Below are 15,103 nucleotides of genomic sequence, written 5' to 3' on the forward strand. Positions count from 1 at the left end.
TTAAAATGGCTGCTGATCGTCATTGCGAGGAGTCGCTGAAAGCGGCGACGCGGCAATCCAGGATACGCGAAACGTACTAGAAAAAACAGCTTCGCTGTTTACCTGGATCGCCACGGCATCTAAAGATGCCTCGCGATGACGATTATAGAAAAATGTAGGGTACTATGCAAAAAAGTACAATATCTTTAATAAGTTCCTTCTCAATGAGCAAAGTAAACTTTAATAACACCATCTTAAACCCTGTTAGTTTATTACTAATGTTAAAAACATCCATTTTTTGCAGTCATTTTAGTATACTATTATTTTATTTACCACTAATATATATCATAAGATATTATAGGATATGAAATGAAAGATCAGAAAGAAATTGAGACATATATGGCATATAAGCCTGCTCAGATATATAATGTCTTGAAAGATTTATCTAGAAGCCAAGAATATAAACTATCAACAGAGACGTATGAAAATCCGGGGAATCCTGAGAATAAAATTAATTATTATCTTAAAAAGGACAATAATTATATCACTGCCCCATCTCATGATGCTCAAAAAGGAAGTCCGCTTATAACAACTGCAGCTCCATTAAAGGATACACTTGGAGTACTAAACCAAGATCCTAATTGGAAGCAAGCAATAATTCCTATGTGTCAGTCTAACAAATATTTTCTTGGATTGCTGACAAGGAGACATTTCACATATTTAGAACTGAATAAAGATAAAGATGGAAATATAACATCTCATCATCATGATTCCAAAGGATGGCTTAGCCGTTTTTACCCACTAAAACCAATTAGAGATTCACTAGAAGAAACATTTGGAAAAGATAGAGTTACCTTTAAATCATCATATCTAGGTCATCAAAAAATAGCTGATAATATAAATTGCGGTCGATTCATCCTGTCTTATATAAAAAACGTTATTACTGGTGATCCTACTAAAAATAAAATAAATCCTCAAACGCAGACAAGTTTATTTAGCGATTTTGACACAACAATTAACAATCCACCTCAGGAGAAAAAGATTTTACCTAAAGCTAAAGTTCCAACAGCAAAACCCCCAAATATGGTAGACCATGTATCACGCATTAGTATAAAACCTAATAATCCAGGAAGAACACATTAAGTCGCACCACTCTTCCCACCATCCATCTCAGCAAATACATCTTCCCACGATCCAGTAGTTGCAGCTTTGGTATATTCGGTCACCCTTCCTTCAAAGAAATTAGTATGTTCAGCACCGTTTAAGATTTCATCAAGCCAAGGTAATGGATTATTATCAACTAAATAAATTTCTTTAAGTCCAAGCTGCATTAATCTACGATCGGCAATATAACGAATATATTGTCTTACTTCCCTAGCTGTCAGGCCTTTAATACCACCAACTTCAAATGCCAGTTCAATAAAGGCATCTTCAAAATGCACAATAGTAGCACACGCTTCATAAAGACGGCTACGAAGCTCTTCAGTCCATACTTCAGGATTTTCTCTAATAAAAGTTTTAAATAACATAATGATTGAATCAGTATGTAACGTCTCATCCCTTACTGACCAACTAATGATTTGCCCCATACCTTTCATTTTATTGAAACGAGGAAAATTAAGTAAAATGGCAAATGAAGCAAATAGTTGTAATCCTTCAGTAAATGCCCCAAATACTGCTAAAGTTGTGGCGATATCTTCTTTCGTTTCTACACCGAAACGCTGCATATAATCATATTTATCTTTCATTTCTTTATATTTAAGAAATGCTGAATATTCAGTTTCTGGCATACCTACGGTATCAAGCAGATGAGAATAAGCAGCAATATGAATTGTTTCCATATTAGAAAACGCCGATAACATCATCAACACTTCCGTTGGCTTAAATACCCTAGAATAATGTTTCATATAACAATTATTCACTTCAATATCTGCTTGAGTAAAGAAACGAAATATTTGAGTTAATAGGTGTTTTTCTCCAGGACTTAAATTATATTTCCAATCTTTTAGATCATCAGCTAGCGGCACTTCCTCTGGTAACCAATGAATTCGTTGTTGAATATGCCATGCTTCATAAGCCCATGGATAAGAAAATGGTTTGTAAATTGGACGAGCATCCAGTAAAGACATATATATATTTCCTTTTTAAGTATACTAAATTAACCTGAGTTTGATATAAGAATAATTCTTCCTTCTTGTGAAGGTAATGTCATTCCCGCGTAGGCGGGAATCCATAATACTGAATAGTCTTTCAGGCTTATTTTTTTAGATTCCCGCCGTTGCTAAGAATGACATCGAGTGCATATTAAGCACTTTTTCCTTTATCTATTAGGCTTGCAGCCCAACTTTTAAATTACCCTGACTTTCATAGGAACATCTTTTTCTCGATAATCAAGTTTTTTTCTGAAGGCTACAATTCATGGCAGTTTATGTCACCCCTGCGAAAGCAGAGGTCTAAAATGTTTAAAGCACCCTTTTCGGTCTATTTCTTTAGATCCCTGCCTTCGCAGGGATGACATCTTCTCAGCTTCTTTTCATGACTTTTAAAATGCCCTGAATTATATAACTCAATAAAAACTTGATTATCGAGTTTTTTGCTAGGGCAATTTAAAAGTCACAATTGAAGATAGAAAATGTCACCCCCGCTTCGGTCAGGAATCTAAAAAAAATAGCCAAAAGCTTATTAAAACATTTTTAGACCCCTGCTTTCGCAGGGGTGACATCAAGTGCATATTAAGCACTTTTTCCCTTATCTATTGGGCTTACAACCCGACTTTTAAATTACCCTGTATTCATTACTGACAGGATAAACATTCATCATAAGACACAACTTCTTCTTGTTTTTTCTTATTATCTCGTTCAATATCTTGAAAATCCACTTTCTTGACATCATGTGATACTTTATCAGCTCTTTGAATTGAGGTTGATCTACAATAATATAAACTCTTAACACCTTTCTTCCAAGCTCTAAAATGAATATTATTTAAATACATTTTACTTACATTGCCTGCTAAGAAAACATTTAGAGATTGAGATTGCGAGACATATGGTGTCCTATCTGCTGCTAGATCAATAAGCCAATTTTGATCAATCTCATAAGCAGTTCTAAAAACATCTTTTTCATGGCTGGATAAAAAGGTTAGATGTTGAACTGAGCCTTCATGAGTTGCAATTGATGACCAAACCTGCTCATTATTAAAACCTTTGGTGCTTAACAGCTTTTCTAAATATTTGTTACGTACATTAAAAGATCCAGTAAGAGTCTTTTGGACAAAACTATTAGCAGCAAATGGTTCAATTCCAGGTGAACTATTGCCAGCAATAATAGAGATTGATGCCGTAGGAGCAATAGCTGTTTTATTACTAAACCGTTCGTTAATACCTACTTCAGCTGCATCGAGGCAAGCACCACGTTCATCAGATAGAACTACTGAAGCTTTATCAACTTCTTTATGAATATGTTCAAATATTTGATTATTCCAAACCTTTGCCATTACCGACTCTATTGGTACATCCTTTAATTGTAGGAATGAGTGAAAACCCATAACACCTAAACCTACACTACGTTCACGCATTGCTGAATATTTAGCTCGCTCCATGGTACTAGGTGCTTTAGTAATAAAATCTTCAAGTACGTTATCTAAAAAACGCATTACGGTAGGAATAAACTCGGGGTCATTTTGCCAATCATCAAAATATTCTAAATTTACAGAAGACAAACAACACACAGCGGTTCTAACCTTACCCAAATGATCAATGCCAGTTGGTAGGGTAATCTCGCTACAAAGATTAGAAGTTTTTACTTGTAGCCCAAGTTTTTTATGATGCTGCGGAATATATTTATTGACAGTATCAATAAATAAAATATAGGGTTCTCCAGTTTCTATTCTAGTAGTTAGTAACTTAACCCACAAATCTCTAGCCTTAACTTCACGTACAACTTTTTTAGTAGCAGGGCTGATTAATGGAAAATTTTCATCATTCTCAACTGCTTGCATAAAGGCATCTGTTACAGCTATGCCGTGATGCATGTTTAAAGCTTTACGATTAGTATCACCACCAGTATGGCGTCTTAAATCTATGAATTCCTCAATTTCAGGATGATCAATTGGTAAATATATAGCAGCATTGCCACGTCTAATTGACCCTTGGGAAATAGCTAGGGTCATAGAATCGACAACCTTGACAAATGGAATAATGCCAGAAGAAGTACCTTTGCCTTTAATTGCCTCATTAATCGAACGAACATTGCCCCAATAGCTTCCTATACCACCACCACGTGAGGCTAACCAAACATTCTCAGTCCAAAGATCTACAATACCTTCTAAACTATCATCTGTTTCATTCAAAAAACAAGAGATAGGCATCCCTCTGTCAGTTCCACCGTTACTAAGAACTGGGGTAGCTGGCATAAACCACAACTTGCTTATGTACTCATATAATTGCTGAGCTGATTTTGCATTATCAGCATAGTAGCTAGCAACTCTAGCGAATAAATCTTGAAAATCCTCTCCGGCTAGCAAGTATCTATCTTTTAGCACTGCTTTGCCAAAATTAGTAAGTAAATTATCCCGTTTCTTATCAATTTTTATAGGAAATTTAGTATTTGCTTGCGTTGCCATTATTATATTATCTTATTGTTTTAATTAAATTACCCTAATTCGGGATAAGAATTATAATTCTTATCCCGAATTAGCTGTGATATAAAGAAAAATGTACTCTTGAAGCGGCTGACGCGAGTACATTTTAACTTTTTTACCGTTCAATAGATGATTTTAATTATTAAAATCATGTTTTTAGCAAAATGGATTGCCACGCTCACATACGTTCGCTCGCAATGACATATACGTCTATAAAACGTCGGAGACCGTAGGTCGACGAAGCAATCTATAATTTCACCGAATTTGGGATAAGAATTATTTAATTCTTATCCCAAATTGGGGTAAATTGAGAATATAGCAGATTTTTGTCTTAACACTAATACCATAATCACACAATTTTTAAAAATTTTTCTAATTCTACAAGACTTGAAACATTAATCAAATCAAATTTATGGTCAGTTTTTTTCAGCATATTAGTTAGAACCTTACCTGCACCGATTTCAACTATTTGTTCTATTTTTAGATTTTCCAATTCGTTTAAGGTTTGACGCCACCTCACCCTACCGCAAATCTGTGAGATTAAGTTTTGTTTTATCTCTATAGGGTTAGTTGTTGGTTTGGCTGTAACATTTTGTATTACCGGAACAAGCGGTTTGTTAATTACTACTTTGTCTAAAGCCTTTGCCATTTGCTCTTCTGCTGGCTTCATCAAACTACAATGAAAAGGACTACTTACATTCAATTTAATAGCTTTATAACCCAAATCTTTTACGATAGATATTACCCGCTCCACTGCTATAGTTTTACCACTGATGACTATTTGTCCGTTTATATTATCATTGGCTATATCAAGGTTGGTAAACTCTTTTACGATCTCTTCAAGCTTTTCTAGAGGAGTACCTATACACGCCGCCATTGAACCTTCACCTACTGGATAAGCCTCTTGCATAGACTTACTCCGTATTGCTAGCAATTGGGTAGTTACTTGTAGATCTATACTTTCCGCTGCACATAATGCACTATATTCTCCTAAAGAATGACCTGCAACATATGAACACAGGTTAGTAATATTTCTATTGGTTTGTTGTTTAATGACATTCAATATTGCCATAGACACTGCCATTAGTGCTGGTTGAGCATTAATAGTCAAAGTTAAATCTTCACTTGATCCATTAAAGACAATATGACTTAATTTTCTTTCGAGAGTATCATCAACAATTTCAAATGTCTCTTTTGCCACCTGAAAGTTATCGTAGAATTCTTTTCCCATACCAACTATTTGTGACCCTTGACCTGGGAAGACAAATGCTCTATTCATAATATACTACTCGTAAATGAAGAGTTGATAGACGAAGATCAAAATTATGAAGTGCTAGGAGTCAAAGGGTCGAGGAGCGGAGCGTACATTTAGTACGTGAGCACCGAAGATCCCTGAAGACGACAACGCAATTCTTGATTTTCATCGAGTATAATACCATAATAATTTAATTTATCTACTGCCGATTATGAGAATTCCAACAATACTGTCAATAGTTTTAATCATTCTAAATTTACTAATATCAGAGTCAATGGCATTGGACTCTGTCAAAGAAACTTTTACATGTCTAGACAAGAAAACATGGCAAGATTGTGAAAAGATGGCAAAGTCTTCAAAAGATAAAGCCTTAATCAAAATTATTATGTCTCAAAGATTCTTAGACCGGAATTATAAGAAAAATAGCTTTGAAGAGGTAATAAAATTTATACAAAACAATCCCCACTGGCCACAAGTCGATAAACTAAAAGAGATGGCAGAACAATATTTAAACTATGACACAGACCAAGCTTTAATTGTAAACTGGTTTAGTGAAAACGAACCAATTACTGCTTTAGGCTATAAATTTTATGCTTTAGCCAGTAAAAAATTAATAAAAGATCCACAAAAATTAGCGAAGATTATAAAAAATGGTTGGATTTATGGGGTCTTCACGCAAGCAGAAGAAAGCAACTATTTGAGTAATTTCAAAAATATATTGTGTGAAGAAGATCATGTAAAAAAAATTGATGAATATTTATGGGCAGGGGATACGCGTAGTGCAAAAAAATATATGCATTATGTCAGTAACGGCTATAAACAAAATTTTATTACCCAAATTGCTATACTAAGTAAATCTAATACTAGTGAAAAACTTTTTCAACAAGTATCAGAAAAATATTATACCCCAGCTTTATTATTTCACTATTTGGATTCCAAGAAAAAAGAGATTCCTACCAACCACAGTATTGCTCTATTTAAAAAAGTAAAGCAAGATAAAATACATTCCGCCTGTTGGGCTCGTGTACAATCTTATTACGCTAGAGAATTTATTGACCAAAAAGATTTTGTCAGTAGTTATAAAATAATTAGCATACCTCTTACTGTCTACCCTGAGCATGTAAGAGAAGCAGAATGGCTTAGTGGTTGGCTTGCCCTTAGATTTTTGCATAAGCCGGACATTGCTTTAAGTCATTTTAACAAATTTATGAAAGTTGCAGCCAAGCCATTAAGCGTATCAAGGGGGCAATATTGGCTAGCTAGAACCTATGAAGCAAAAAGGGATAAAGAGCAAGCGAATAAATTTTATCATATGGCCAGCAAGTATTCCCATAGTTTTTATGGGCAGTTAGCTAATATCGAACTTAACAAACGGCACTTCATTTTACCACAAAATCCCACCTCCACTAAGCATAATAATGAAAATATTGAAATTATTAGAGCCATAAAATATCTAATTAAATATGGTAAGCATGATTTAGCTCTGTTATATGCTAAAACGGCTATTGAAAAATCATCAAAACCGTCTGAGATTTTATTAATTACCGATATAATTAGTACAAAGGGTAATATTTATCATACAGTAGAGGTAGCAAAAACTGCTTGTCAACATCATACTTTTATTAAGGATTATGCTTTCCCTACCCCTTATACCGAGGCAGTAAAAAATACCCCCCTAGAACCATCTTTAACATATAGTATTATGAGACAGGAGTCAGTTTTTAACCAACACTCAGTTAGTACAGCTAGAGCTAAAGGTTTAATGCAGCTTACAGACGTAGTTGCTTATGATACGGCTAAATCTATTGGCTGTAAATGTCATATTAAAAAGCTAACTCTTGACCCTAAATATAATATCATGCTTGGTACTAATCATTTTAAAGAAATATTAGAGAAATTTGACGGTTCATACTTACTAGCTATTGCAGCTTATAATGCTGGTCCTAATAAAGTAGACAGGTGGATTAATTTGTTTGGTGATCCACGAAGCTTAAAAGATTTACGACAAATAATTGATTGGATTGAACTAATCCCATATTATGAAACTAGAAATTATGCTCAACGTGTCTTAGAAAATCTACAAGTTTATAGATCTATCCTTAATAAAAACAGCAACTTAAAGCTAAAACAAGATCTTTTAAAGACTAAAGATAATAAGAGAACCTGAATTCGATGTAACAAGTTACATCGAACTTTCGTGTTATATATCATAGTACCCTACATTTTTCTATAATCGTCATCGCGAGGCATCTTTAGATGCCGTGGCGATCTAGGTAAACAGCGAAGCTGTTTTTTCTAGTACGCTTCGCGTATCCTAGATTGCCGCGTCGCCGCTTTCAGCGACTCCTCGCTAATAGACGATCAGCAGCCATTTTAATAGTGGTTATATATAGAAACAATCAGGTTTGAAGCGGCTGCCCACCTGATTGTTAAAATATAACACTCCATTCAATATGTGATTTTAATAATTAAAATCACATATTGAATGATGAAAAAAGTTAAAATGCACTCGCAGAATCGCTTCAAGAGTGCATTTTTCCTTATAACAAAGCCAGTTCGATATAAGAATTATTAATTCTTATATCGAACTGAGATTAAGAGAGAAATATAACATTTTAGGCTATTTTCGCCCCATGCTTCTAGTACTACAGTGTAGCACTAGAGTACCAGTAGTAAAGGTATAACATGTTCTCAAGATATAAGAATCCAAAAATCACCATAAGGGATTATACGAACTTTGAGATTGTAAAGATGGTCTACTGACACTAGGTTAGTGAAATTTAGGTTCAGAATTAGCAACCAAACTTTCCTGCTTTTTAATGATTTTTATTATTAATATTCAAACTTAAGTTGAGTTATTTTTGCTTATTCTTTATAGATATTCGTATAATATGTTTCATACGTACCGTTAGGACATAATTTATTTTTCACCAGTTTCATTATATGAAAAAATCTTTACTGTTAATCATATTATTAATCATTAATACTAGAACTTTGGCAAAAGAACAAATAACTAATTTAATCACCCCAGTTAGTTATTTTGTCAATCATGAGCAACAACTTAAAATCCTTGATGAGCATTTAAATAAATATAGACAAGCAAGTATAGTTGGTACTAGTGGTATAGGTAAAACTCAACTGATTAGAATGCATAGTTATGAAAATAAAAATAATTATGATTTAATTTGGTTTTTTGATTGTAACCTTGATTTTAATGAGCAATTTGTTAAATTAGCTAAACAACTCAATACTATCAAACAAACTAATATATCTGAAGAAGTTGCTTTAGCAAAAAAAGGAGTAATATCATATTTAACTTCTGCTAATAACTGGTTATTAATATTTGATAATCTAAAAGTTAATGAAAATAAAAAAGTACAAGATTTAATTGATTGGGAGCATAATGGTAATATAGTATTTTGTTCGCAAGATAATGAGAAGTTACCTAATATTATAGCAATGCCTATACTTGATAAGTCTACTATTTTAGCTTTAGCTAATAACTTATTGGATAATAAGGATAATAATAATATCAAATTTTTAACGCAATCTTTTAGTGGTTATCCAATATTGATAGTGCAAGGAGCTCAATTACTTAACAAAATTAAAGGTTTAGATAAAGAGGAATATAAAAAGAAAATTTATCAATCGACTGATAAAATAGCAACGAATATTAACATGGTTATTCAAGAATTAAAACCAAGTGCAATAAAGTTGTTGAATAAAATAGCTTTATTAAATAACCAAAGTTTTTCAAAACAGTTTCTTACCACCATTACTGATCATAAAGATACTTTAGATGATGATATATGTCAATTATCTAAATTTATGCTAATCAGTAATATTAATTCTAATGAGGATAACCCTATTTTTGAAATGCATGATATAGTCAGCAATAAAATAATGGAACTAAATGGTGATAATAATAAAATATATTTAGAAAATATTATTGCTAAGCTACCTAAGGCGACAGGAAGTCACTCAGGATATTTGTGGAGAAGTGCCAAAACTATACCAGAAAACTTAGAAATTCTTCTAAAAAACTCTGAAAAATATAATATTAACCCATATGCAATACTTACCTTAAGGACTGAGTTATTCTCTCTTTATATTAGCACTTATAACAGCAAAGAGCAACAAATGTTTGATTGATTGTCGATAACAAGGTGTATGACCGTATTTGGTAACAAGGTAATTGTCCGTAAATAGAGTATAAGTCTCTCTCAATTAGAAGAGAGAGGTTATGCCAAGTAAGACAAACATATTACAAGAGGTTATAAAAATGCGATTTGAAGAAATATACGACAGATACGATAGAGGAGAAATTAGCAACGAAGTTGCAGCAGATTTATTAGGATGTAGTGAGAGAACATTTAGACGAAAGAAAGTGAGGTATGAAGAAAGTGGATTTTTTGGTCTGTTAGATAGAAGGATAGGTCATATGCCACCTAACAAAGTAGCAGTAGATGAAGTAGAGCAAATGCTAAAATTATACGAAGAAACATACTATGATTTTACATCTAAGCATTTTCATGAACAGCTAGTAAAGAAACATAAATTTAAGCATAGTTATAATTTTGTTAGGATATCGCTGCAAGGATGTGGATTAGTAACTAAACTTACTAATAAGAAACCTCACCATCGTCTTAAAAGACCTAGGAAGCCCATGGTTGGCATGATGCTGCATCAGGATGGTTCTACACATGAGTGGATTTATGGACTAGGGTATCATCCGGATTTGATAGTGACAATGGACGATGCTAGCAATGAAATATATTCAGCATTTTTAATAGAAGAAGAAGGAACAGCAAGTTGTTTTATAGCCCTGACAGAAGTCATAGAAGCTAAAGGGTTATTTAGTTCTCTGTATGTGGATAGAGGTAGCCATTATGCTTACACGGCAATAGCCGGTGGTAAGGTAGATAAGAATAACCCGACACAAGTAGGAAGAGCGTGCAAGCAACTTGGCATTCAGCTTATCCATGCCTATTCCCCAGAGGCGAGAGGTAGGTCAGAGAGGATGTTTGGCTCTCTTCAGAAGCGGTTACCACAAGAATTCAGAGTAGCTGGTATTAGAACGATTAGAGAGGCAAATTGTTATCTTAAGGAAGTTTTTGTTCCAGAATATAATGAGCAGTTTTGCGTGACCCCAGAGCTTAAGGAGAGTGCGTTTATCCCCTATACTGGAAGGGATTTACAAGATATATTATCGATTCAAGAGGAAAGAGTAGTAGCAAAAGATAATACTGTTTCCTATAACAAAAAACTCTTGCAAATCCCAAGTAATGACCAGAGGTATCATTATGTAAAATGTAGAGTAATGATACATGAATACACCAATGGAGAACTGGCTATTTTCCATGGTGCTAGGAGAGTAGCAAAATATGATGCAAGTGGCAAGGTAATTGTGAAGTTAAGCAAAAAGGCTGATAGCGTCAATATTGCAGCCTAAAGTGAGCTAGTTATTGTGAATCACTAACTTTAACTGGTTGTGGAATTATGGATAACTTCTAACGAAGTTTCCCACAATTCCACAACCACAACCATCTAAATTTTAAAAAATATTTTTTAAGAATTTAAAAAAAAGATTCACAATAAAACGGACAATTACCTTGTTACAAAACCCGGACATTTTAGAATGTTATTGACAGATGTAAGTAAAAAATGGCTTGATATATATATGCCAAATAATAAACCAATATATCACCGTTTTGCAAATGATAATTTAGGTCATGAGGAATTTATAAAACTGACAAAAAATCAAGGAATTGAGCTAATAGTGTATGAACCCACTGGAGGCTACGAGTGTAAATTGTAACGAACTATTGACCCATTTAGAGCAAGAATTGTAAAGAGAATTGACCCACCTAAAAAGAAATAGTAGCTCCTAGATATAGATATATTATTATATAGTAAAATACATTGAATTAGGTGGCAAAGAACATAGGAATAGCTTCGAATAATTTACTAGTTTCTGTTATCTTATCTAGCATTATCCAGTACTACAACCTGTCCTGCTTTTAATTCTTTAATTAAAAACTTCTCAACCCAATTATTAAATAGTTCTATATTACAAGTTCCATTAAACACAAAAGGGGCTATCGGCTTATTATTTACCAAACCTACCATCAGACCAATTCTAGGTGTTTAGTCCCAGGGTGTAATGGTGTATATTATAAAGAATTAGCATCAAGAGAGGAATTATGGGACATAATATTACACGGCTGTGCCAAAACGACAGAGGCAATACTCTTAGCATTAACTTCATATTTCGATGATAGCTGAGATAATGTAATATCCTCTTTTAATAATTCTAGCACTATTTTTGTTTTTGCTTCGGCACTGAAAATTCTTACCTTATTTTTCATAGTTGTTCCTTTTAAGTTTAACTCTTTTATTCTAACTTATTACGGAAACTTAACTACTCTCTTTTTTGTCTAATTTCTTCAGTCCATTATAACTTAACTTGACGGTGTATTAAAATTATTTTTTTGTATTTTTACCTATTGCTACTAAAAAGTAAAAACATTAGTATAATTTTAACTATTTATACTTTTTCAACAGTCCGTCTTGACTAGTACACATCTAAATCATTAAGTATACGAAAGTGCTTATCTAGCATTTTCTCATCTAAGTTATCAGGCAGCATTAACGGCGGTGTAGCAAATACTTCATCTAATGCCTTAATAATAGACTGAACCATAAGAAGAGATAATGCTTTCGATATACTGTGTGCATCACCTGAATGTTGCTTATATAAATCTTGGTATTTTGGCACTATATCCTCAATTATGACAACTTTAGTGCGCGGATAATTTTTAGTGCGCGGATAATTTGACATCATCAGATTCCAAGGATCACCCTGGATTCTTTTATAATCTCCCCCCAACCTAATATCACTTCTATATAATACTGCAGGTTTATTTAAAAATTTACTCTGAATAAATTCCACTACTGTACCAGAATCTGGATCTGAACCGTCAAAACTAAATATGCCTCCATCAGCTTCTTTTACAGATTTTAAATCATTATTTTTTATATGTTGAGCATGGATATCCCTTTGTTCTAAATTTTGAGGTAATATACATTTATACTTACCACTAGATGCCTCCTCTAGGGCTAAAGCCAAATATAAATTACCTATAAGATCCTTATTAGTAAATAAGGGACCTGCGAAATACAAATCATAAGATTTTTTAGTTACATTCTCCTTAGAAGATGCTACTGAATTCACATGATTGATCATATATTAAAGTCCTATGTTAGTTATGAATAAAAAACAATTTATGATCTTGATTAATTTGTCAAGATAAAATTTTCAGTAATTTTTTCCTATTGCATTTGATAGTTTATAGCTTACTATAACAATTTACAATCTGTTAATTGTATCAATATACGTCAGTTTGGGATAAGATATAGATGAAATAGTAATAGATAAAAGGATTGTCAAAAAGGAGTGCCTGCAGTATTTATATTTTTAAACAAAAAAACAAACTACAGGCATGAAAAAAGATATCACAGAATTATATAGTTTTATAGATGATTTTTGTAAAATTTATTTGGAGTATGAACAGAGAAAGTTATTACCATCAAATAAGCAGAGAAATCGCTGTTGTAGCATGAGTTTAAGTGAAATGTTAACAATAATAATTATGTTTCATACATCCTATGCTAAGAATTTTAAATTTTTCTATAAAAGTTATATAGAGTGCATGCATAAGGATGATTTCCCTAAAGCCTTGAGTTATAATAGATTTGTTGAATTAATGGCACGATTATTCATACCGCTAAATATGTTGATTCATTTGTTGTTTGGTGAGGAAACAGGTATTTATTTTATTGACTCTACAACGATTAAAGCTTGTCACAATAAAAGGCGTTATAGCAATAAAGTTTTTAAAGGATTAGCCAAACATAGTAAATCCTCTATGGGGTATTTTTATGGTTTTAAATTACATGTAACAATCAATAATAAAGGGGAGTTTATGGCATTAAAAGTGACCAAAGGCAATGTAGATGATAGGATTCCAGTACCGGAGTTAACAAAAAGATTAACTGGAATTATAGCAGCTGATAAAGGTTATATTAAGCAAAATTTGTTCTTAAATTTATATGAAAGAGGCTTAAAAATGATTCATGGAATTAAGAAGAATATGGAAAATAAATTAATGGATTTGAAAGAAAAAATCTTACTTCGAAAGCGTAACTTAATTGAAACAGTTTTTGATTATCTAAAAAATAAAATGAACCTTGAACATACTAGACATAGATCACCAATAAATGCCTTTGTCCATATATTATCTACTCTTGTTGCTTATTCATTAAAGAAAAATAAACCTTCAACAAAATTTGATTTTAATCTACATGTTCTCAATATCCTTATCCCGAATTGACGTAGATTAGTAGAATATTGCCAACGTAAAAATCTTGAAGTTATCGAAACTTTTGAAATTATCGAATCTTCCAGCAGAGGTGATCGCAAACAATTTAAAGAGATGATCAAATTTGCTAAAAGCCATAGAGAAACAATTGCTATAGTTGCTGATAAAGTAGATCGAGTACAAAGAAGAATCTCAGAAATTTCATTACTAGAAGAACCAATAAAAGCTGGTAAGATAGAATTACATTTTAGAACAGAAGGTTACATAATAGATAAAGATTCTCAGTCTCATGCAAAGCTAATGTGGGGAATGAACGTATTGATGGCACAATCTTACGTTGATAGTTTAAGTGATAACGTTAAAAGAAGCCTAGATCATAAATTGCGTAAAGGAGAGTGGATAGGACCAGCCCCTCTTGGTTACCTAAATAGTCGAGATGAAAGAGGAAACAGTATAGTAATTCTCGATCCTGTAAGAGGTTCTATCATAAAAAAACTCTTTGAAGAATATGCAACAGGAATGTATACTCTTAATTATTTGACTGAAAAAGCTAAGGAGCTTGGTCTTAGAAGCAAAAACAATTGCTACGTCAATAAAACAGTAGTGCATCGCATGATCCAACAACCATTTTATTACGGTGAAATGAGAGTAAAAGGAGAGATGTGGTCACATGGTTACCAAGCAATTATAACAAAAGAGACTTTTATGGCATGTAAAGATGTACGTTTAGGATGGAACTCTTATGTGGTACACCACATAAGAGTTCATATGTTGTGTAGTTAGTTATGTGGTGTAGAATCATAATTTTCTTATTTTTTAGTTTTTTTACTTCTTTTTAAATCAACATAA

13 protein-coding genes and 1 pseudogene are annotated in these 15,103 nt (G+C 32.8%); 8 read left to right on the top strand and 6 right to left on the bottom strand.

Annotated features, from left to right (window positions below; genetic code table 11):
- The first annotated feature begins 348 nt into the window (after nt 1–348).
- Nucleotides 349–1,122 (top strand): hypothetical protein, encoded by a 774-nt coding sequence (locus AAGD29_RS09200; protein ID WP_341757904.1) that lies wholly within the window; start codon nt 349–351, stop codon nt 1,120–1,122.
- On the opposite strand, the gene AAGD29_RS09205 is transcribed toward AAGD29_RS09200, so the two are convergent.
- The 3 genes from AAGD29_RS09205 to fabD all read right to left on the bottom strand — a co-directional run bounded on the left by AAGD29_RS09205 (nt 1,119) and on the right by fabD (nt 5,897).
- Nucleotides 1,119–2,108, bottom strand: a complete 990-nt coding sequence (locus tag AAGD29_RS09205; RefSeq protein WP_341757905.1) for a ribonucleotide-diphosphate reductase subunit beta — start codon at nt 2,106–2,108, stop codon at nt 1,119–1,121. The two genes, AAGD29_RS09200 and AAGD29_RS09205, sit on opposite strands and share 4 nt — an antisense overlap.
- Before the next feature lie 665 nt (nt 2,109–2,773).
- Nucleotides 2,774–4,600, bottom strand: a complete 1,827-nt coding sequence (locus tag AAGD29_RS09210; RefSeq protein ID WP_341757906.1) for a ribonucleoside-diphosphate reductase subunit alpha — start codon at nt 4,598–4,600, stop codon at nt 2,774–2,776.
- A gap of 367 nt (nt 4,601–4,967) precedes the next feature.
- Entirely contained in the window at nt 4,968–5,897 is a 930-nt protein-coding gene (fabD, locus tag AAGD29_RS09215; RefSeq protein ID WP_341757907.1) for an ACP S-malonyltransferase, read from the bottom strand.
- Between the two features lie 184 nt (nt 5,898–6,081).
- Between fabD and AAGD29_RS09220 the strand changes: the two genes are divergently transcribed.
- From AAGD29_RS09220 to AAGD29_RS09235, 4 genes are all read left to right on the top strand, one after another.
- Nucleotides 6,082–8,040, top strand: a complete 1,959-nt coding sequence (locus AAGD29_RS09220) for a lytic transglycosylase domain-containing protein (RefSeq protein WP_410521207.1) — start codon at nt 6,082–6,084, stop codon at nt 8,038–8,040.
- A gap of 776 nt (nt 8,041–8,816) precedes the next feature.
- The gene (locus AAGD29_RS09225) at nt 8,817–10,025 is read left to right on the top strand and encodes a hypothetical protein (RefSeq protein ID WP_341757909.1); all 1,209 of its coding nucleotides are present in this window, start codon (nt 8,817–8,819) and stop codon (nt 10,023–10,025) included.
- A gap of 91 nt (nt 10,026–10,116) precedes the next feature.
- The gene (locus tag AAGD29_RS09230) at nt 10,117–11,325 is read left to right on the top strand and encodes an ISNCY family transposase (protein ID WP_341757410.1); all 1,209 of its coding nucleotides are present in this window, start codon (nt 10,117–10,119) and stop codon (nt 11,323–11,325) included.
- A 192-nt stretch (nt 11,326–11,517) separates the two neighbouring features.
- Nucleotides 11,518–11,691, top strand: coding sequence for a hypothetical protein (locus tag AAGD29_RS09235; RefSeq protein ID WP_341757910.1), 174 nt, complete (start codon nt 11,518–11,520; stop codon nt 11,689–11,691).
- 164 nt (nt 11,692–11,855) lie between these two features.
- Here AAGD29_RS09235 and AAGD29_RS09240 read toward each other — a convergent pair whose 3' ends face one another.
- The 3 genes from AAGD29_RS09240 to AAGD29_RS09250 all read right to left on the bottom strand — a co-directional run bounded on the left by AAGD29_RS09240 (nt 11,856) and on the right by AAGD29_RS09250 (nt 13,119).
- Complete coding sequence (locus tag AAGD29_RS09240; RefSeq protein ID WP_341757911.1) at nt 11,856–12,002, bottom strand: hypothetical protein; 147 nt, start codon at nt 12,000–12,002, stop codon at nt 11,856–11,858.
- Nucleotides 12,003–12,046: 44 nt separating this feature from the next.
- On the bottom strand, nt 12,047–12,241 hold the full coding sequence (locus tag AAGD29_RS09245) for a hypothetical protein (RefSeq protein WP_341757912.1): 195 nt from the start codon (nt 12,239–12,241) through the stop codon (nt 12,047–12,049).
- Between the two features lie 206 nt (nt 12,242–12,447).
- Nucleotides 12,448–13,119, bottom strand: coding sequence for a nucleoside 2-deoxyribosyltransferase (locus AAGD29_RS09250; protein WP_341757913.1), 672 nt, complete (start codon nt 13,117–13,119; stop codon nt 12,448–12,450).
- Between the two features lie 256 nt (nt 13,120–13,375).
- Here AAGD29_RS09250 and AAGD29_RS09255 point away from each other — a divergent pair, with 256 nt between their 5' ends.
- From AAGD29_RS09255 to AAGD29_RS10390, 3 genes and pseudogenes are all read left to right on the top strand, one after another.
- Nucleotides 13,376–14,266: an IS982 family transposase gene (locus tag AAGD29_RS09255; protein WP_341757407.1), complete on the top strand. Its 891-nt coding sequence runs from the start codon at nt 13,376–13,378 to the stop codon at nt 14,264–14,266.
- A 15-nt stretch (nt 14,267–14,281) separates the two neighbouring features.
- Nucleotides 14,282–14,641: pseudogene (locus AAGD29_RS10385) on the top strand (recombinase family protein); the annotation flags it as partial.
- Nucleotides 14,636–15,037 carry a recombinase family protein gene (locus AAGD29_RS10390; protein WP_410521208.1) on the top strand — a complete coding sequence of 134 codons (402 nt, stop codon included), beginning with the start codon at nt 14,636–14,638 and terminating at the stop codon, nt 15,035–15,037. The pseudogene AAGD29_RS10385 and the gene AAGD29_RS10390, both read left to right, overlap by 6 nt.
- The last annotated feature ends 66 nt before the right edge of the window (nt 15,038–15,103 follow it).

The sequence above is a fragment of the Candidatus Tisiphia endosymbiont of Ditula angustiorana genome (assembly GCF_964026425.1).
Taxonomy (GTDB): Bacteria; Pseudomonadota; Alphaproteobacteria; order Rickettsiales; family Rickettsiaceae; genus Tisiphia.